Source organism: Amycolatopsis sp. WQ 127309, from assembly GCF_023023025.1.
GTDB lineage: Bacteria > Actinomycetota > Actinomycetes > Mycobacteriales > Pseudonocardiaceae > Amycolatopsis.
In genome coordinates this window covers 7,803,208-7,821,820 of sequence record NZ_CP095481.1, presented here as the reverse complement: position 1 = coordinate 7,821,820, position 18,613 = coordinate 7,803,208, and the positions used below count along the sequence as shown (strand labels likewise).

Genomic DNA, 18,613 nt, shown 5'->3' with positions numbered 1-18,613 from the left:
GAGAACCCCATGAACCTGGCCCCGGAGAGCCCGGCGACTGACACCCTGACCGCGTGCCTGCGGCACTGGGCGAAGGTCAAGGCCGACGACCCCGCGCTGACCTTCGCCGACTTCAGCGCCGACCGCGACGGGCGGCGGCGGACCCTCACCTGGCGGGAGCTGGCCCGGCGCGTCGACGCCGCGGCGGGCGCGCTGCCGGTCCGGCCCGGCGACCGGGTGGCCGTGCTCTGCCCGCAGGGCATCGACTACGTCGTCGGGTTCCTCGCCGCGATCGCCGCGGGCGCGATCGCCGTGCCGCTGTTCGCTCCCGGCCTGCCCGGGCGCGCCGGGCGGCTCACCGCGGTGCTCGCCGACTGCGCGCCCGCGGCCGTCGTCACGACGTCCGCCGCGCGGCCCGCCGTCGAGGAGTTGCTCGGAGCCGGCGTGGCCGTCGTGGCCGTCGACCGCGTCGACGCGGTCCGGACGAGGCCCGCCCCGGAAGCGCAGGCAAGCGACGTCGCGTACCTGCAGTACACGTGCGGCTCCACCCGCTCTCCCGCCGGCGTGGTGCTGACCCACGCGAACGTGCTCGCCAACGTGCGGCAGGCCACCCGCGGGCTCGGCCTCGACCCCGAGGAGGCGACGACGGTCTCGTGGCTGCCGCTGTTCCACGAAATGGGTCTGGTCCTCGGCCTGATCACGCCGCTGGTGCTGGGCCTGCGCTCGGTGCTGATGGACCCGCTGGCCTTCATCGAACGCCCGATCCGCTGGCTGGAACTGCTCGGTGACCGGCCCGGCGCGTGGACCGCCGCGCCGAACTTCGCCTTCCGCTACTGCGCGAGCCGCGTGCGGGAAGCCGACCGCGCCCGGCTGCGCCTCGGCGGCGTCGCCGGGATCATCAACGGGGCCGAGCCGATCAACCCGGACTTCCTCGACCGGTTCCACACGGCCTTCGCCGTCGCCGGCTACCGGCCGCGGCAGACGCGCCCGTCCTACGGCCTGGCCGAGGCGACCGTCTTCGTGACCACCGCCGACGCCGCTCCGCGCGTCACGACGTTCGACCGCGACGCGCTCGGCGAAGGCGTCGCGATCGAGGCGGGTGACGGCGTCCGGCTGGTCGCCTGCGGTGCGCCGGCGGGCCAGCACGTGGCGCTCGTCGACCCGGACACCGCCGTCGCGCTCCCGGACGGGGCGGTCGGCGAGATCTGGGTCCACGGCCCCAACGTCGGCGACGGGTACTGGCAGCAGCCGATCGACAGCACGGAAACCTTCGGCGCCCGGCTGACCGGCGACCAACGTGGGTTGCCGGCCGGGCCGTGGCTGCGCACCGGCGACCTCGGCGTCCGCCACGACGGCGCGCTCTACATCGCCGGCCGGCTCAAGGACCTCGTCATCGTCGACGGCCGCAACCACTACCCGCAGGACGTCGAGGCGACCGTCGCCGACGCGAACCAGGCGATCCGCCCGGGCAGCGTGGCCGCGTTCGCCGTCGCGGCGGCCGACACCGGGGGCGCGGTCGTCGTCGCAGAGCACCGCGGCCACGCCGAGCTGTCCGAGCAGTCCGAACGGGACCTGACCGCGACGGTCCGGCGGCTCGTGGCCGCCGCGCACGGGCTGGCGCTGCGCGACGTCGTCCTCGTGCCGCGGGGCCAGGTCCCGCGGACGTCCAGCGGCAAGATCGCCCGCAGCGCCTGCCGCGACCGCTACCTCGCCCACGCGTACGGAAAGGCCTTGGTGCGATGAGAAACCTCTCGCCCGGCGGCGGCGAGCCCGACGTCGTCCCGGCCACGTGCGCGGGGATGCGGGTCACGCCGGCCGAGCCGCGTGACGGGGCCCGGCCGGTGGACGTCCCGCCGATGCGGTGGCGCCACGAGCGGCACTGGTTCACCTCGACGGCCGGGGGGCCTGCCGAGCTGAACCGCGGTTCCGGATCGGGGTCCGGAACCGTGACCGCCGTGGCGCCACCGGGCCGGCGCGGGCCGGCGCCACGCGCGGAGCCCGGCACCGGACCGGATGCCGCGACCGTCCCGCGGGGCACCACCCTCGCCGACCTCAACCGCGATCTCGCCCTCCGGCAAGGCGAGTCCCCGCGACCGGCGCGCGGGCGGGCCTGGGACGCCGCCGACCGGCTGGTCCTGCGGCTGTGGGCCGCGCACACCGGGACCGAGCCGAGCGGCACGCACGTCCTGCTGTCCGGCACCGACCGGCCCGTACGCCTCGCCCAGCTGCTCGCCGATGGGCTCACGACCGAGCTGGACACCCCGGTCGACGCCGTCGACCTGCTGCGGCACGACTCCCTGGCCGCCGTCGCCGACGTCGCGCGGGCCGTCCTCGACACCCGGGAGGAACGCGGGCCGGTCCACGTCCTCGCGCCCGGGGACGCCGGCGTCACGCCGCTGCTGCTGTTCCACCCCGGCGGGAGCACGTGCACGGTCTACCGGCCGCTGCTGGAGCGGCTGCCCGAAGCGCTGCCGTGCGTCGGCTTCGAACGCGTCCCCGGGGGCAGCGTCGAGGAGCGCGTCGACCGGCTGCTGCCGCTGGTGCGCGAGGCCCAGCGGGACGGGCCCTACCGGCTGGCCGGCTGGTCGTTCGGCGGGGCGCTGGCCTACGGCGTCGCCGCGAAGCTCGCCGAGGAGGGCGCGGACGTCGACCTCGTCGCCCTCATCGACACCACGCTGCCCCTGCCGGAACCGGACCTCGACCCGCGGGCGTCGTCGGCGCGGCGGTTCCTGCGGTTCACCGGGTACGTCGAAGGCACCTACGGCCGGGCCGTCCGCCTCGGTCACGACGAGCTCGCGCCGCTGCCCGAGGAGGAGCAGATCGAGCTGACCGTGCGACGGGTCGCCGAGGCCGGGCTGCTCGGCCCCGGCGTGCTGCGGCGCCAGCGTCAGTCCTTTTCGGACACTCTCGCCGCCGAACGCGCGGTGCCGCCGCCCTACGACGGCCGGGTCGTGCTCTACCGGGCGACCGAGCCGTACGCCGCCGGGCTGGCCATGGAACCGCGGTACTCCCGCACCGACGCCGCGGCGGGCTGGGCGGACCTGTGCCCGCGCCTGGAGATCGTGCCGGTGCCCGCGCACCACCTGTCGGTCGTGGACCCGCCGCACGTCGGCGTCATCGCGCGGCACCTGGCGGGCCTGCTGTGGTCGTGACCCGGACTGGTCCGCGCACGCTGGAGCCGCGGCCACAGAGCCCGCCGTCACGAAATTGGCCGCCGCGTTCACCTTCTCCGGCAACGCGGCGGTCGCCTCTCACTCGGCCGGTTGCTTCTCGCTCAGCAGCGCCTTCACCCATGCGTTGATCCGGTGCTGTGCCGGCAGGCCGGTCGGTGGGGTCATTCCGACGAAACCGTGTGGGGACTCCGGCCACACCGCCAGTTCGCTTCGCCCGCCCGCGGCGCGCCAGCGTGCGGCCATGAACAGCGAGTCGTCCAGCAGGGGGTCTCGTTCTCCCACGGTGAACAGGGCCGGCGGCATTCCGTGCAGGTCGGCATAGAGCGGGGAGATACCGCCGTCGCGGAGCTTCTCCTTGTCCAGCCCCGGGAACGCCAGCCCGACAAACTGGTCGAGCCAGCGCGGCGGCAGCACCGGGGTGTCCGGCGTGGCCGAGCGTGAACTCGGCGTGCGCGACAGGTCGTAGACCCCGAACACCAGGCTCGCTCCGACGACTCGTCCGAACAGCTCGGGGAAGCCGTCCCGCAGGAGCAGTAACGTGTGCGCCGCCAGGTTGCCGCCCGCCGAGTACCCGGACACCACGATCCGGTCGGTGCCGAACTCCTCCTCCACCGCGCCCGCCAGCCACACCGCCGCCGCGAGGCAGTCCTCGATCGGAGCGGGGAACGTGTGCTCCGGTGCGAGCCGGTAGCGGGTGGACACCACGGCGACGCCCGCCGTGCGCGCCAGCAGGTCGTTGATCGCGTCGTCGTCCGCGGGCGCGCCGAGCACGAAACCGCCGCCGTGCACGTGGAACACGACGCCGGTCACCGGGCCGGCCGGCCGGATGATCCGCACGGTCGCCTCGCCCGCGGGCCCGGACACCCTGCGGTCGGTCGGAACCAGCTCGGTCGCCGCCGGGACCTGGAACGTCGTTCCGCGCATCACCGCCAGCCCTTCGGCGGTGGTGGGGTCCGGGAGGTCGGCGGCGGCGAGCTGTGCGTTGATCCCGCGCATCTGGTCCAAAGTGGACTCGGACACGGATTCGAACCGGAAGGTCATGGCGGAAAGCCCTTTCACCGGAAGGAGTAGCTGACGTGCGTCAGCTGTTCGGACAGTTCCCACAGCCGACGCCCGACGGCGGGATCGGTGGCGGCCGGGGGCATCTCGGCGACGTGCGGAGCCCCGCGAAGCTCGGCGCGCCCGTCCGGCACGACGAAGTCACCCGCCTTGACGCCGGAGTTCGTCGCGGCATACAGGGACGGCCGGGCCGCGTCGGCCGGGCTCTGGCCCACGAACCGCTCGAGCACCACCGACGCCATGACCTGCATGTACTTCGGCAGGTGCTGCTGCAGCCCCGTGTTGCTCGTGCCCGGGTGCACGGCGACGGCGGTGATCCTGGTTCCGGCCGCCCGTCGCGCCAGCTCCAGCGTGAAGACCACGTTCGCCAGCTTCGACTTCGTGTACGAGGCCATCCCCGAGCCGTAGGACTGCGCGCTCAGCGGATCCTCGAGCGTCGCGCCCTTGTTCCGCGCCACCTTCGCGCTCACCGTCACCACCCGGGCCGCGGGCGCGGCCAGCAGGGCCGGCAGCAGGCGCCCGGTCAGCGCGAAGTGCCCGAGGTGGTTGGTCCCGAAGGTCAGCTCGAACCCGTCCGCGGTCTCCCGCCGCTCGGGCACGGCCATGACGCCCGCGTTGTTGATCAGCAGGTCGAGTGGCTGCCCGCCGGCGAGCACGGCGGAGGCGGCCCCGTCGATCGAGGCCAGCGAGGCCAGGTCGAGCACCAGCCCCTCCACCTTGGCGGTGCCGACGGCCTCGCGCACCGCGGCGACCGCCTGGTCGACCTTGGCCCTCCCCCGGCCGGCGACGACCACCTCGGCCCCGGCCCCGGCCAGCGCCACCACCGTCTCGAACCCGATCCCGCCGGTGCCCCCGGTGACCAGTGCACGCTTCCCGACCTGCGAAGGGATGTCCATCCCAACTCCTAAGTGAACGTTCATTCAATTCGACCCGTCCAGGTAAGCACGGTCCGTCCCAACTTGTCAAATGAACGTTCACTCAATAGCGTGGGTCGCATGACACCCCGAGATCCCGAGGCGAAGCGCCGCGCACTGCTGGAGGCCGCGCTGGCCGAGTTCGCCGAGCACGGCATCGCCGGCGCGCGGATCGACCGGCTCGCCGGCCGGGCCCGGTGCAGCGTGGGCCTCGTCTACACCTACTTCGGCGGCAAGGAGGAACTCTTCCACGCCGTGTTCGACCAGGTCGTCGTGCGGACGACGGAGCAGGCCCCGCTCTCCCCCGACGACCTGCCGGAGTACGCGGGCGCCCTCTTCGACGGGCAGACCGCTCATCCGGAGGTGATGCGCCTCGCCGCGTGGCACCGGCTGGAGCAGCCGGGTCGCCGGCCGGCGATCGAAGCCATCACCAAGGCGAACCGGGCGAAGTTCGACGCGATCCGGCAGGCCCAGGAGGAAGGCAGGCTGTCCACGCGTTTCACCGCCCCGGAACTGCTGATGCTCACCATCAACACCGCCTCGATGTGGGCCCACCAAAACCAGGAGATCAGCGACCTGGGCCCCCAGGAGCACGCGGCCAGACGCGCCACGATCGTCGACGCCGTACGCAGACTGGTCGAGCCGTAGCCGGCAGAGGGCCGCCACTTCTTCGAAAAAGCCTTATGTGGACGGCGGGTCCGTGATTGTCGGCCGAACCGTTTGCGGCAGCGCGCGGAGCGGTACACCGTCAGTCAGGACGCGGTGGCGAGTTCGGCGATCCCCGGATCGGGCGAGCCGTGAACTCGAGCTGATGAAGCACGGAAGGGCGAACACATGATTCCCGAGCTGAACGCGGAACGCTGCCGGCTGGCACTCGAGGACCACGTGCTGCGGCTGGCGAAATCCGCTGTCACGGCCGGTGCCAGGACTTCGGTGCCGACCTGCCCGGACTGGACGGTGAAAGACCTGGTCCAGCACGTCGGCCAGACGCTGCACTGGGTGTCCGAGCTCGTCGAGCGCCGGGTCAGCGACCCGACCGAGCTGCCCAGCGCCGAGAAGCCCAAGGCGCCCAAGGTCGCGGAGTGGCAGGACTGGCTGTCCGACGCCGCCGCCCGCGCGGTCGCGGCCTGCTCCGACGAGGCGCTGGCGGACTCGGTGTTCAACGCCGCCGACGACAAGCGGACCGGCGCGGAGTTCTGGCTGCACAGCCTGCTCAACGAGGCCGTCATCCACGGTTACGACGCGGCCGCGGCCGCGGGCGACGACTACGACCTCGGCTACGACCTCGACGCCGCCACCGCCGCGGATCTCATCACCAACCACCTGGCCATGCTCACCTCGCCGACGTGGGAGCAGCAGAGCCCGGTCTCGGCGAAGGCGATCCGCGGTGGCGGCGAGGTCCTGCACTGGCACGCCACCGACGAACCCGGCCTCGGCAACTCCGGCGAGTGGTACGTCGAGCGCTACGCCGAAGGCACGCGCTGGGACCGCAACGGCACGGCCGACGTGACCGTCAGCGGTCAGGCGAAGTCGCTGCTGTTCGTCATGACGCGCCGGATTCCCCTGACGGGCAAGAAGGCCGGCTACGTCATCACCGAGGGCAAGGTCGCGCTGGCCGAACACTGGCTGAAGCACACCGCCCACGTGTCGGAATAGCGGCACGGTGCGGCGGCGGTGATCCCGAGGTCGGTCGACGGCCCCTGAGCGACGTCCGTCCCGCCGGTCCGTCCCCCGTGGCCCGATGGGATGAAGACGTGTGTTTGACCGCGGAGCTCCCTGGGCACTCCGGGCCCGGGCGAGCGGCCACCACATCCGGTGCCCGGCCCTCCGCGAGCAGAAGGAGCTTCCCGACCGTGATCATCCTCGGCGTCATCCTGATCGTCCTCGGCTTTCTCATCGGCATCCCCGTGCTGTACACGATCGGCATCGTCCTGGCCGTCGCCGGCGTCATCCTCGCCGTCCTGGGTGGGACCGGGCGCAAGGTCGGCGGCCGCGGGCACTGGTACTGAGCGGATCCTCCGGTGAGGACCGGCGGTCCGCGTCCGGCACGCACTGACGCGGGGCCGGGAGCCGCAGCTCCCGGCCCCGAACGCCGGAGCGAACCGCGTCACGCCCTCGGATCGGGTACCGGTGGCCCCACCGCGGTGCCCTGGAACCGCGTCAACCGCAGGCTGTTCGACACGACCAGGCAGCTCGACGCGGCCATCGCCGCACCCGCGATCATCGGGTTCAGCAGGCCCGCCGCCGCCAGCGGCAGCGCCGCCACGTTGTAGGCCAGGGCCCAGAACAGGTTCGCCTTGATCGTCGCCAGCGTGCGGCGGGACAGCCGGATCGCGTCGACCGCGGCCATCAGGTCACCGCGGACCAACGTCAGGTCCGCGGCCTCGATCGCCGCGTCCGTGCCGGTGCCGATCGCCAGGCCGAGATCCGCCGTCGCGAGCGCGGCGGCGTCGTTGACGCCGTCGCCGATCATCGCGACGACCCGGCCCTGCGCCTTCAGGTCGGCGATCACCTCGACCTTCTGCTCCGGCGACACCCCGGCGATCACCTCGGTGATGCCGGCTTCCTGGCCGATCGCCTGCGCGACGGCCTCGTTGTCGCCGGTCAGCAGCACCGGCGTCAAGCCGAGGCGGCGCAGCTGGAAGACCGCCGGGGCCGACGTCGGCTTGACCGTGTCGGCCACCACCAGCACCGCGTGCGCGAAACCGTCCCACGCCAGCAGGACCGCGGTGTTCCCGGCCCGCTCGGCCCGCTGCTTCACCTTGAACAGCGCCGACGGCACCCGCACCGACATCTTCTGCAGCAGCTCGGGCCGGCCGACGACGACGCGGTGGCCGTCCACCCGCCCGAGCACGCCGTACCCCGCGACGGCCCGGAACTCCCGCACCTGGCCGACGTCGCCGAAGCGACGGCGGGCCGCTTCGGTGACCGCGACCGCGATCGGGTGCTCCGACGCGCTTTCCAGCGCGCCGGCCAGCTGCAGGGCCAGGTCCTGCGGCACGCCGTCGACGGTCTTCACCGCGGCCAGGGTCATCTTGCCGGTGGTCACCGTGCCGGTCTTGTCGAGCACGACGGTGTCGACCCGTCGCGTCGACTCCAGCATCTCCGGGCCCTTGACCAGCACCCCGAGCTGGGCGCCGCGGCCGGTGCCCACCAGCAGCGCCGTCGGCGTCGCCAGCCCCAACGCGCACGGGCAGGCGATGATCAGCACGGCGACCGCGGCGGTGAACGCGACCCCGGTCCCGGCGCCGGAGACGAGCCAGAACCCCAGCGTGGCCACGGAAAGACCCAGCACGATCGGCACGAACACCGCGGACACGCGGTCGGCGAGCCGCTGCACGTCGGCCTTGCCGCTCTGGGCGCGTTCCACCATCGCGGCGATGCGCGCGAGCCGCGTCTCGGTGCCGACGCGGGTGGCCCGCACGACGAGCCGTCCGCTCATGCTGACCGTCGCACCGACCACGTCGGCACCGACACCGACCTCGACCGGGACGGCTTCCCCGGTGACCAGGCTGAGGTCGACCGCGGACGCGCCGTCGACGACCACGCCGTCGGTCGCGATCTTCTCCCCCGGCCGGACCACGAAGTGGTCACCGACGCGCAGCCGGTCGACCGGGACGCGCTCCTCGCGGCCGTCGCGCAGCACGGAGACGGACTTGGCGCCGAGGTCGAGCAGCGCCCGCAGCGCCGCCCCGGCCCGGCGTCGCGACCGGGACTCGAAGTAGCGGCCCGCCAGGATGAACAGCGTGACGCCGGTGGCGACCTCGAAGTAGATGCCGTCGACGTCGTGGTCGGTGTAGAGGGTGAGCGCGAACTCGTGGCGCATGCCGATGACCCCGGCGCCGCCGAAGAACAACGCGTAGAGCGACCAGAGGTACGCCGCGGCGACGCCCATCGACACCAGCGTGTCCATCGTCGCGGTGGCGTGCCGCAGGTTCGTCCAGGCCGCGCGGTGCAACGGCCACGCGCCCCAGAGCACCACCGGGGACGCCAGGACGAGGGAACCCCATTGCCAGGCCGGGAACTGCAGCACCGGCACCATCGCCAGCAGGATCACCGGCGCGGCCAGCAATGCCGACAGCTGCAGCCGGCGGCGCAGCGCGTCGGCCGGCAACGGCTCGGCGTCTTCGACGGCTATCGGCGGTTCCGGTGGCGCGGCGGTGTAGCCGGCCGCTTCGACCGCCTGGATCACGTCGTCGACCGTCATCGACGGCGGCACCCGCACGAGCGCCTTCTCCGTCGCGTAGTTGACGCTCGCCTCGACGCCGTCGAGCCGGTTGAGCTTCCGCTCGATCCGCGCGGCGCACGACCCGCAAGTCATGCCGCCGACCACCAGCTCGAACTCCGCACCGGCCGGCGCGGGCGGGGCCACCGCGGCGCGGACGTCGACGCGGCCGAGGGCCCGGATCGGGGCGGTGACGGGGTCGGCGGGACGGCCTCCGGTGGTCATCGGACGAGCTGGCAGCCCGCGACCCGGACCAGCTCGCCGAGCTCCTCGCGGACCGAACTGGCGCAGTGCCCGCAGGTCATCCCGGTCACCGCGTACGTCGTCTGGGTCATCGTCGTCCACCTTCCCGGCCCACGGCCGTGTCGTGCGGGAAGGTCGGGTGCGGGAAGCGTTTGGTTCCCGCCGGTTTTCTTCAAGATCGTTTTCAACCGGATCGGCGTGGGCGACGTAGTAGCGGGTGTGAGGCCAGAACGCGCGAACGACGCCGACATCACGCGGTGGGCCCTGCTCGCCGGCCGCGGCGACGGCCCGGCTCTCGAGCAGTTCCTCCGCGCCACCCAGCCCTTCGTCTGGCGGTTCGTCGCCGGGCTCTGCGACGCGCAGTCGGCGGACGACCTGAGCCAGGAGACCTACCTGCGGGCGCTGGGCAGCCTGCACCGGTTCAAGGGCGACTCCTCGGCCCGGACCTGGCTGCTGTCCATCGCGCGGCGGACGGTCGCCGACCACATCCGCGCGCTGCAGGCCCGGCCGCGCCGGTCGTCGGTGACCGACTGGGAGGCCGCGGCGGAGCGCGCCGAGCCGGCCCGCGCGGCGCGGTTCGACGAGCAGGTCGTGCTCGACCAGCTGGTCCAGGCCCTCGACGTCGACCGGCGCGACGCGTTCGTGCTGACGCAGACGCTGGGACTGTCCTATGCGGACGCCGCGGAAGTCTGCGGGTGTCCCGTGGGCACGATCCGCTCCCGCGTCGCCCGGGCACGGGAAGACCTGCTGGCGGCGATGGCCGGAGTCCGGCCGGGGTATCCGGCGGTCAGCTGAGCGAGTCCACTGTGGACTCCTCAGATGACGTTGCCGCGCTCGTCGCGCGCGGTCAGCAGGTCCTCGCGGGCCCGGGCGACGCGGGAACGCACGGTCCCGATCGGGCAGCCGCAGATCTCGGCGGCCTCGGCGTAGGTGTAGCCGAGCAGCTGGGTCAGCACGAGCGCCTCGCGCCGCTCGCCGTCCAGGTCCCGCAACAACAGCCCGACCTCGACGACCTCTTCGAACCCGGCCGAGCCCGCCCGGCCGCGGGCGGACTGTTCTTCGGCCGCCGCCGTCCAGTCCTGACCGGACAGCCGCGGTCGCGCCGAGCGCGCCCGGAAGTGGTCGACCACGGCCCGGCGGGCGATCGACAGCAGCCAGGTGCGCGACGACGACCGCCCGGCGAACCGGGTGAGCGCGGTCACCGCGCGGGCGTACGTTTCCTGCGTCAGGTCGTCGGCGATCACCGAGTCGGTCAGGTGGGCCACGAACCGCCAGACGTCGGCCTGGGTCGAGCGCACCCAGTCCGCGTAGGCGCGCTGGTCACCGCGCGCCGCGGCGAGGGCGAGCGCGGTGATCCGTTCGTCGTCACGATCCCGGCTGGAGTTCACGGAACGACACCGTAACCCACACCCCCGGGAACTCCGACGGGTCTCCGCGCGACTATGTGGAGGTGAACTGCTCCGACTTCCGCGAAGCGCTCTCGGCCCGGATCGACGGTGAAGCGGGTTCGCTGCCGGACGCGGTGGTGGACCGCCACCTCGCGGGCTGCCCGCACTGCCGGGCGTGGCACGACGACGCCGTGCGGCTGCGGCGGCTGCTGCTGGTCCGCGAGGCACCGCAGGTGCCCGACCTGACCGAGCGCATCCTCACCGAGGTCCCGGCGCCCTCGGCCCAGCGCTGGGGCCTGCGGATCGCGCTGGCCCTCGTCGCGCTGGTCCAGAGCGGCCTCGGGTTCGCCGAGCTCCTCGGCGCGGACGTCGGCCACGCCGGCCACGGCGGGATGATGGCGATGGCGGTGCACCTCGGCAACGAGAGCGCGGCCTGGAACCTCGCGATGGGCTTCGGCCTGCTCTGGGCGGCGCTGCGCCCGGCGACGGCGTCGGGGCTGCTGCCCGCGCTGGCCGGGTTCGTGGCCGTCCTCGGTCTCGTGTCGGGCATCGACCTCTTCGACGGCGAGGTGACCGTGTCCCGGGTGCTGTCCCACGGCCTGCTCGTGGCCGGGGTCGGGCTCCTCTACGGCGTCCGCCGCCAGCACCGCCGCACGTCGACGCCGGGCACGGGCGCCCGCGTCGAGCCCGCGGCGCACGACGACGTCACGCTCGGCTGGGAACCCCGCGCCGAGGACGGCGGTCAGGCCCGGCGCCGCCGGTTCCCGCACCTGCCGGCCAGCCGTCGCCGCGCGGCCTGACGACCTGCGTCACATCGCGACCTTCTGCGGCCCGTGCAACTGCGGCTGCCCGGAGCTGCACGTGGCCGAAGGCGCTCCGCCGGAGCGCGCGACCGTCATCACCGACGACTTCGGCCAGCGGATCGAGATGAGCCTCGACCGGCTGGAGGTACTCGTCGCCGACGTCAAGGCGGGCGTGCTGGACGAGGTCCTCACGCCCTCGGCCGGCTGAACGACCGCAGCCGCAGGCTGTTGGAGACCACCAGGACCGACGACAGCGACATCGCGGCGCCGGCGATCAAGGGGTTGAGCAGGCCGAGCGCGGCCAGCGGGAGCGCGGCCACGTTGTAGCCGAAGGCCCACACGAGGTTGCCGCGGATCGTCCGCAGCGTGTGGTCGGCGAGCCGGATGGCGTCCGGGACGACATTCAGGTCCTCCCGCACGAGGACCACGTCGGCCGAGCGGAGCGCGATGTCGCTGCCGTGGGCCATGGCCATGCCGAGGTCGGCGGTCGCGAGCGCCGGGCCGTCGTTGACGCCGTCGCCGACCACGGCGACCCGGGAGCCCGCGGCGCGCAGCTCCTCGACCGCACGGGCCTTGTCAGCCGGCAGCACGCCCGCCCAGACCTCGTCGACGCCGATCTCGGCGCCGACGGCCCGGGCCGGGATCTCGTGGTCGCCGGTGAGCAGCACGGTCCGCAGGCCCAGCTCACGCAGCGCGGTCACGGCCGCCGCGGCCGAGGGCTTCACGACGTCGCGGACCACGAGCAGCCCGGCCACCTCGCCGTCGACGGCGACGAGCACCGGCACCGCGCCGGCCCGGTGTGCGGCGTCCACGAGCGCCTCGAACCCGGCGTCGAGGACGACGGCGCGGTCGGCGAACAGCTTCGGGCTGCCGGCCAGGACCACGCGACCGTCCACTGTGCCCTGCGCGCCCAGCCCGGGCAGCGCCGTGAACCCGGTGACGTCGGGAAGGTCGGCGAGTTCCGCGCGCGCCGCCGTCACGACGGCCGCGGCGATGGCGTGCTCGGAGCCGGCTTCGGTCGCGCCGGCGAACCACAGCAGGTCGCCGCGGCTGCGGCCGGGCGCCGGGTGGACACCGGTGACGGTCATCCGGCCGGTGGTCACGGTGCCGGTCTTGTCGAGCACGACGGTGTCGATCCGCCGGCCGGCCTCCAGCGCGTCCGGGCCCTTGATGAGGATGCCCAGCTGGACACCGCGGCCGACCCCGGCCATCAGCGCGGTCGGCGTCGCCAGGCCCAGCGCGCACGGGCAGGCGATGATCAGCACCGACACCGCCGCGGTGAACGCGTCACGCACCGGGTGCCCGGTGAGCAGCCACCCGCCGAGGGTGAGCAGCGACAGCACGAGCACGACCGGCACGAACACCGCGCAGATCCGGTCCACCAGCCGCTGCACCGACGCCTTGCGCGCCTGGGCCCGCTCGGCGAGCGCGGTCATCTGCGCGAGCTGGGTGTGGGCGCCGACGGCCGTGGCGCGCACGACCAGGCGGCCGTCCCGGTTCACCGACGCGCCGATCACCCGGTCACCCGGCCCGGCCTCCGCGGGCACCGGCTCCCCGGTGACCGCGCTGAGATCCACAGTGGACTGTCCACTGTCGACCACGCCGTCGGCGGCGAGCGCCTCCCCCGGCTTCACCACGAACAGGTCGCCGACGGCCAGCTCCCCCACCGGCACCATCCGCTCGACGCCGTCGCGCAGCACCCGCACGTCTTTCGCGGCGAGCGCGTCGAGAGCGGCCAGCAGCCCGGCGGCGCTGCGGCGTGACCGGCTCTCGAAGTAGCGGCCGGCCAGCAGGAAGGTCGTCACGCCGGCGGCGACGTCGAGGTAGATCGCGTCCGCGCCGGCCGCGGTCGGCCCGAACCCGACCCAGTAGCCGGGGTCGTGGCCGCCGGCCAAGGTCGCCCACGCCGACCACGTGAAGGAAGCCAGGACACCGAGCGACACCAGCGTGTCCATACTGGACGATCGGTGCCGCAGGTTGCGCAGGGCGGCCCGGTGGAACGGCAGCGCCGCCCAGAACACCACCGGCACCGCGAGGCCGAGGCAGAGCAGCTGCCAGCCGGGGAACCGCAGCGACGGGACCAGGGCCAGGGTGATGGAGAGGTTGCCCAGCGGCACGGCGAGCACCGCCGCGACGACCAGCCGGCGCAGCAGGTCGCGGACCCGCCGCAGCGTGAGGTCCTCGTCGTCGTCACCCCGGAGGCGGGCGCCGTAGCCCGCCTTGCGGATCCGCTCGATCAGCACGTCGTCGTCGAACTCGGCGGGCACCTGCACGGTGGCCCGCTCGGTGGCGTAGTTGACCGAGGCGCGGACGCCGTCGAGCTTGTTCAGGGTGCGTTCGACCCGCGCCGAGCAGGCCGCGCACGTCATGCCCGACACGGCCAGGTCGACCGTGCGGACCGCCCCGGTGACCGGGGTTGCGGTGGTCATGCGTTCTCCTCAGTTCCTTCGTCCCGCGAGCTGGGCGAGCATCGCGTTGTAGGCGTCGAAGTCCCCGTCGCCGCTGCGGTCGGCCCGCCGGGCGCGGCGTTCGTCGTCGCGCGACCACTGCACCAGCAGGGCGACCACCATGACGACCATCGGGATTTCCCCACTGGCCCAGGCGATGCCGCCGCCGAGGCGCTGATCGGCGAGCAGGTCACCGGCCCACGGCAGCGCGAGGTAGTGGTAGTAGGTGGAGGCGATCACGGTCTGTTTGCTCATCAGGATCACGCCGAAGAAAGCGTGGAACGGCATGACCGCGAACACCATCCCCAGCCGCGCGAGGTGCGGCAGCTGCCGGGGTGTCCGGTCCGCACCGACCACGACCCAGGCGAACAGGTAACCCGACGCCAGGAAGTGGGCCTTCATCAGCTGGTGCGCCCAGTGGTAGAGCATCGCCTGACCGAACAGGTCCGAGAAGTAGAGCACGTAGAACGACCCGGCGAACAGGATCGCGGCCACCGCGGGGTGCGCGAAGAACCGGGTCACCGGCGCGTGCAGCAACGACGTCACCCACTCCCGCGCACCGGGGACGTCGCCGTGGGCACCCGCGGGGAGCGCACGCAGCGCGAGGGTGACCGGGCCGCCGAGCACGAGCAGCACCGGCGCGAACATGTTCAACGCCATGTGCGTGACCATGTGCAGGCTGAACGTCCCGGGCGCGTAGACGCCGAGTCCCGAGGACGTCACGACGAGGACGATCGCCCAGCCGGCGAGCCAGGCGACCACCCGCCCCGGCGGCCAGTGGTCACCACGGCGTCGCAGCCGCCGCACTGCGAGCAGGTAGGCCGTCACCGCGATCAGCGCGACGGGCGCGAACAGCAGGTCCGGACGCCACTCCCCGACCAGCCGGGCGAACGTCTGCGGGGCGTCGAGGCCGTAGCCGAGCACGGTTTCCTGCACGGTCGCCGGATGGTTCGGGAAAGCCGGCGGCACGAGCACGGTCAGCGCGGCCGAGCCGCCGGTTCCCAGCGCCAGCAGGAGCAGCTCCGCCACGACCAGCCGGACGCCGCGCTGCCGCCGTCGCCACGCGGCCAGCAGCAGCCCCGCGCCGACGAGCAAAGCGGTCTCGACGGCGAGCACGAGACCGTAGCGGCCGACCAAGCCGTCCGGCCGGGTCAGGACAAGACCGGAGACCGCCCCGGACGTCGCGACCACGGCGAAGCACGTCACCGACAGCCGGTGGTAGCGGCGCAGCACCAAGTCCGGCACCGGCCCCCGGCGCAGCCGGGCCGGCAACGCCACCAGCGCGCCGAGCCAGGCACTCGCCGCCGGCACGTGCCAGAACATCGCGTTGGTCGCCACGTCGTGTCCCGCGCCGACCGACACGTGCCCGACGGCGACCAGCGGGAGCAGCCCGGCGGCGGCGACCACGGCGGCCGCGACGACGGTGCGCCAGGCCATCGCGGGCCAGGCCAGCGCGGTCACCACCGCCGCCGCGACCGCGACGCAGAGCCAGGCCTTCGGTTCCTCGGTGGCGCTGAGCGTCGGCAGGAACACCTCGGGCCGCAGCACGCGCGCGACCGGCAGCCCCGCCGCGACCGCCGCCGAGAACGGCACGGCGACCGCGGCCGCCGCCAGCCAGCACGCCGCACTGCCGGCGGCGAACCGGGAGGCCGCGAAGGCGTCGGCCGACAGGGCCCCGCCCCGTCGTCCGGGCGCGACGAACGCGGCGAACACCAAGCCACCGAACGCTCCTGCGGCCGCGGCGTCGGCCACGAACCGGACCACCGCGAAGCCGTAGGTCGTCAGCGGCCCCGGGTCGGCGTTGCCCAGCGGGCCGTACACATCGCCCGCCGTGGCGACCACGAGCAGCAGCAGCGCCAGCCCGGCCACCACCGCCGTCACGACCACGGCGCGGAACCCGGACGTCTTCACCCCTCAGACGTCGGCCGGAGACCACCCGCGGTTCCGCGTTGTGATCCAGCCCACTTCGGACGTCCACTTCGGACGGTCGTGTCAGGCCATGGTCAGCAGCATCAGGCCCATGCCGAGGGCCATCGCGCCGTCGGCGCCGCGACCCAGGAACCGCAGGGGCGGCCCCGACGCCCGCGCGTCGTCGAACGCCCGGGACAGGAAGACCAGGCCCGCCACCACGAACGCGGCCAGCAGCACGAGCGCGACGACCCGCACGTCGACCGGAGTGCCACTGCCGGAGCCGGCGACGGGCATGGTCATCCCGGGATGCCCAGGCATGTCCATCATCCCGCCGCCGGACATGCCGCTCATCGCCCGCGGCATCACGAACACCATCCACGCCATGGCCGCCATCATCACCACGTGGTAGCTCGCCGCCCGGCGGCCGCCGTGGTCGGCGTGCGCGGCGCCGGTCACCGCCACGCCGGCGAACCACACCGCCGCGAGTCCGAACAGGACGGTCTGCGGTAGCCGCGCGAAGCCCATGCCCGCAGGCCACGCCATCACCACCATCGCGACGCACATGACGACGTGGAGGACGTCGCCGACCCGCTCCGCGGCGGTCCCCTGCCGCGCGCACCGGTAGGCGCAGAACGCCCCGGTGAGCACGAACAACGCCGTCAGGATCCAGCGCAGGCCTTCAGTCGTGATCATGCGTCCACCTTCCGCCGGCGCAGCTCGAGCAGGCCGTCCACGATGACGAAACCCAGCAGTGACAACCCGAACAACGGCAGGTAGTAGCCGACGACGGCGACCACGACCACCGCCGGGGCCAGCACCCGACCCGGGATCCGCCGCCACGCTCCGCGCGCCGGCGGCCGGCCGAACCGGGCCTCGCCGCGCGTCGGCCGCCGCAGCCACCACATCCGGTAGCCCCAGACGATCACGGCGACCAGCACGACCGCCAGCAGCGTCAAGGCGATCTGGTTCCAGATCCCGAAGAGGAAGCCCATGTGGGCGTCGATCCCCCACGTGCTCAGCTTCGCCGCGAGGTTGTAGTCCGCGAACCGCAGGGTGTCGGTGACGGTCCCGGTCGCCGGGTCGACGGCCATCGAATCGGCCCGCACCGGCCAGCTCCGGCCGACCTGCGCCACGACGTAGGCCTTGCCCGGCCCGGCCGGCGGGCGGACCTCGACCGGGTCGGCCAGCCCGGCCCGCAGCGTGGCTTCGCGCGCGCCGTCGAAGCCGATGTCGCGTCCGCTCGACGCGGGGACCGTGGCCGACACCGAAGGTGAGGTCCAGTCCAGCTGCGAGCGCAGTTCGCTGATGCTGTCGCCGGCGTACTGCGACCACGTCAGGCCGGTGGCGGACAGGAACAGCAGCCCGGTCGCGAGAACCAGGCCGGTTCGGCCGTGCCAGGTCAGCAGCTTGGCCCGGGGGCTTGGCGCCGACACGCGCTTGCGGCGGCGCCGGCCGAGCCAGAGCGCCAGGCCGGCCAGCGCGACGACCCACAGCCAGCTGGCGGCCAGTTCGCTGTACAGGCGGCCGAAGTCGCCGAGGTGGAGGCTGCGGTGCAGGACGTCGATCCAGCTCCGCAACGGCATCGCCTGCCCCGAGCCGTAGGTCTCCAGCCGGCCGCGGACGTCGCCGGTGTGCGGGTCGACGAACACCGTCCAGTGGTAGCTGGCTTCCAAACCGGGCCGGTCGAAGATCACCTGCGTCGTGTCGGTCGGCGTCATCCCGGGCCGCACCCCGGTCAGCGTGCCGTCCGGCACGAGGGCCCGCGCCGCCGCGGCCTGCTGGTCCAGCGGGACGGTGCCCGGCGCCGCGGGCACGTGCAGTTCCCGGTCGTAGACGGCCTGTTCCGCCTGCGGTGCCCAGACGTAGGCCAGCCCGGTGACCGCGGCCACGAGCAGGAACGGGCTGATGAAGACACCGGCGTAGAAGTGCAGGCGCAGCACCAGCGGCCGGATCGACGCCCAGCCGGCCCGCGGCTCGGCAACCGGCTCCGGTACGAGCTTTTCGCGCTCTTCGATGGACATCGGGCTCCCTTCAGCCGCCACGTCAACAGTCGGGTCCCGGGCGGCCGGGGTTCCCGGCCACACTGTGACGCGCCTCACTGCGCCGAACCATCCACTGTGGACTTTCGCGGCGGCTCAGACCCGCGCCGAACTGACCCGTTACCTCGTCGCAGTCGTCCTCGTGGAGTAGTCGGCTGCCGGGAGGGTCGGGTTCGAGCCGGACCGGCGTTCGGCTACCGACACCGCCGGCCCGCGTCACGCAGGCCCGGCACCAAGCCGCCGCAAGCCAGCCCCGCCGCACCGGAAGCCACGCAAGCCTCGGAGTTACCGTGGGCGGCCGAAGCCGACCGGAGCGGCCAACACGGTGACCGGGGTGGCCAACACGGTGACCGGGGTTGCCGGGTGGTGGTCCTGTGGCGAGGGCCGTGGCGAGGCCGAGTCTCCCGGCCCGTCGGCCGATCCTGGCCGAGA

At 73.7% G+C, this 18,613-nt stretch carries 16 protein-coding genes and 1 pseudogene; 8 read left to right on the top strand and 9 right to left on the bottom strand.

The features are described 5' to 3' along the window. The first annotated feature begins 9 nt into the window (after nt 1-9). The gene (locus MUY22_RS35315; RefSeq protein ID WP_247051511.1) at nt 10-1,722 is read left to right on the top strand and encodes a fatty acyl-AMP ligase; all 1,713 of its coding nucleotides are present in this window, start codon (nt 10-12) and stop codon (nt 1,720-1,722) included. 47 nt (nt 1,723-1,769) lie between these two features. Continuing rightward, nucleotides 1,770-3,131: pseudogene (locus tag MUY22_RS35310) on the top strand (thioesterase domain-containing protein); the annotation flags it as partial. Nucleotides 3,132-3,230: 99 nt separating this feature from the next. On the opposite strand, the gene MUY22_RS35305 reads toward MUY22_RS35310, so the two are convergent. Next, nucleotides 3,231-4,193, bottom strand: coding sequence for an alpha/beta hydrolase (locus MUY22_RS35305; RefSeq protein ID WP_247051509.1), 963 nt, complete (start codon nt 4,191-4,193; stop codon nt 3,231-3,233). A gap of 14 nt (nt 4,194-4,207) precedes the next feature. Then, nucleotides 4,208-5,107, bottom strand: a complete 900-nt coding sequence (locus MUY22_RS35300) for an oxidoreductase (RefSeq protein WP_247051508.1) — start codon at nt 5,105-5,107, stop codon at nt 4,208-4,210. 99 nt (nt 5,108-5,206) lie between these two features. Between MUY22_RS35300 and MUY22_RS35295 the strand changes: the two genes are divergently transcribed. The 3 genes from MUY22_RS35295 to MUY22_RS35285 all read left to right on the top strand — a co-directional run bounded on the left by MUY22_RS35295 (nt 5,207) and on the right by MUY22_RS35285 (nt 7,134). Further along, complete coding sequence (locus MUY22_RS35295; RefSeq protein WP_247051507.1) at nt 5,207-5,773, top strand: TetR family transcriptional regulator; 567 nt, start codon at nt 5,207-5,209, stop codon at nt 5,771-5,773. Between the two features lie 186 nt (nt 5,774-5,959). Next, the gene (locus MUY22_RS35290) at nt 5,960-6,781 is read left to right on the top strand and encodes a maleylpyruvate isomerase family mycothiol-dependent enzyme (protein WP_247051506.1); all 822 of its coding nucleotides are present in this window, start codon (nt 5,960-5,962) and stop codon (nt 6,779-6,781) included. Between the two features lie 197 nt (nt 6,782-6,978). Then, complete coding sequence (locus MUY22_RS35285) at nt 6,979-7,134, top strand: DUF6131 family protein (RefSeq protein WP_247051505.1); 156 nt, start codon at nt 6,979-6,981, stop codon at nt 7,132-7,134. A 98-nt stretch (nt 7,135-7,232) separates the two neighbouring features. Here MUY22_RS35285 and MUY22_RS35280 read toward each other — a convergent pair whose 3' ends face one another. After that, on the bottom strand, nt 7,233-9,446 hold the full coding sequence (locus MUY22_RS35280; RefSeq protein WP_247064269.1) for a cation-translocating P-type ATPase: 2,214 nt from the start codon (nt 9,444-9,446) through the stop codon (nt 7,233-7,235). 125 nt (nt 9,447-9,571) lie between these two features. Further along, a complete protein-coding gene (locus MUY22_RS35275) occupies nt 9,572-9,685 on the bottom strand; it encodes a heavy-metal-associated domain-containing protein (RefSeq protein ID WP_247051504.1) in 114 nt (37 codons plus the stop codon). Between the two features lie 127 nt (nt 9,686-9,812). Between MUY22_RS35275 and MUY22_RS35270 the strand changes: the two genes are divergently transcribed. Then, nucleotides 9,813-10,388, top strand: a complete 576-nt coding sequence (locus MUY22_RS35270; protein WP_247051503.1) for a sigma-70 family RNA polymerase sigma factor — start codon at nt 9,813-9,815, stop codon at nt 10,386-10,388. A 20-nt stretch (nt 10,389-10,408) separates the two neighbouring features. Here the strand turns inward: MUY22_RS35270 and MUY22_RS35265 are convergent, their stop codons facing one another. Further along, nucleotides 10,409-10,981, bottom strand: coding sequence for a sigma-70 family RNA polymerase sigma factor (locus MUY22_RS35265; protein WP_247051502.1), 573 nt, complete (start codon nt 10,979-10,981; stop codon nt 10,409-10,411). Between the two features lie 62 nt (nt 10,982-11,043). Here MUY22_RS35265 and MUY22_RS35260 point away from each other — a divergent pair, with 62 nt between their 5' ends. Both MUY22_RS35260 and MUY22_RS35255 read left to right on the top strand, forming a co-directional pair. After that, the gene (locus MUY22_RS35260) at nt 11,044-11,781 is read left to right on the top strand and encodes a zf-HC2 domain-containing protein (RefSeq protein ID WP_247051501.1); all 738 of its coding nucleotides are present in this window, start codon (nt 11,044-11,046) and stop codon (nt 11,779-11,781) included. Between the two features lie 61 nt (nt 11,782-11,842). Continuing rightward, a complete protein-coding gene (locus MUY22_RS35255) occupies nt 11,843-11,992 on the top strand; it encodes a hypothetical protein (protein ID WP_371827521.1) in 150 nt (49 codons plus the stop codon). On the opposite strand, the gene MUY22_RS35250 is transcribed toward MUY22_RS35255, so the two are convergent. The 4 genes from MUY22_RS35250 to MUY22_RS35235 form a co-directional block, all read right to left on the bottom strand. Next, nucleotides 11,973-14,213: a cation-translocating P-type ATPase gene (locus MUY22_RS35250; RefSeq protein WP_247051500.1), complete on the bottom strand. Its 2,241-nt coding sequence runs from the start codon at nt 14,211-14,213 to the stop codon at nt 11,973-11,975. The genes MUY22_RS35255 and MUY22_RS35250 overlap by 20 nt on opposite strands. A gap of 9 nt (nt 14,214-14,222) precedes the next feature. Then, a complete protein-coding gene (locus MUY22_RS35245; protein ID WP_247051499.1) occupies nt 14,223-16,142 on the bottom strand; it encodes a cytochrome c oxidase assembly protein in 1,920 nt (639 codons plus the stop codon). A gap of 81 nt (nt 16,143-16,223) precedes the next feature. After that, on the bottom strand, nt 16,224-16,835 hold the full coding sequence (locus tag MUY22_RS35240) for a DUF5134 domain-containing protein (protein WP_247051498.1): 612 nt from the start codon (nt 16,833-16,835) through the stop codon (nt 16,224-16,226). Next, nucleotides 16,832-18,163 (bottom strand): PepSY domain-containing protein, encoded by a 1,332-nt coding sequence (locus MUY22_RS35235; protein WP_247051497.1) that lies wholly within the window; start codon nt 18,161-18,163, stop codon nt 16,832-16,834. Before MUY22_RS35235 ends, MUY22_RS35240 begins: the two co-directional genes overlap by 4 nt. Nucleotides 18,164-18,613 lie beyond the last annotated feature (450 nt).

Coding starts and splice junctions, on each gene's coding strand:
- MUY22_RS35315 (WP_247051511.1), top strand. CDS start 10: ATGAACCTGGCCCCGGAGAGCCCGGCGACTGACACCCTGACCGCGTGC.
- MUY22_RS35305 (WP_247051509.1), bottom strand. CDS start 4,193: ATGACCTTCCGGTTCGAATCCGTGTCCGAGTCCACTTTGGACCAGATG.
- MUY22_RS35300 (WP_247051508.1), bottom strand. CDS start 5,107: ATGGACATCCCTTCGCAGGTCGGGAAGCGTGCACTGGTCACCGGGGGC.
- MUY22_RS35295 (WP_247051507.1), top strand. CDS start 5,207: ATGACACCCCGAGATCCCGAGGCGAAGCGCCGCGCACTGCTGGAGGCC.
- MUY22_RS35290 (WP_247051506.1), top strand. CDS start 5,960: ATGATTCCCGAGCTGAACGCGGAACGCTGCCGGCTGGCACTCGAGGAC.
- MUY22_RS35280 (WP_247064269.1), bottom strand. CDS start 9,446: ATGACTTGCGGGTCGTGCGCCGCGCGGATCGAGCGGAAGCTCAACCGG.
- MUY22_RS35275 (WP_247051504.1), bottom strand. CDS start 9,685: ATGACCCAGACGACGTACGCGGTGACCGGGATGACCTGCGGGCACTGC.
- MUY22_RS35250 (WP_247051500.1), bottom strand. CDS start 14,213: ATGACCACCGCAACCCCGGTCACCGGGGCGGTCCGCACGGTCGACCTG.
- MUY22_RS35240 (WP_247051498.1), bottom strand. CDS start 16,835: ATGATCACGACTGAAGGCCTGCGCTGGATCCTGACGGCGTTGTTCGTG.
- MUY22_RS35235 (WP_247051497.1), bottom strand. CDS start 18,163: ATGTCCATCGAAGAGCGCGAAAAGCTCGTACCGGAGCCGGTTGCCGAG.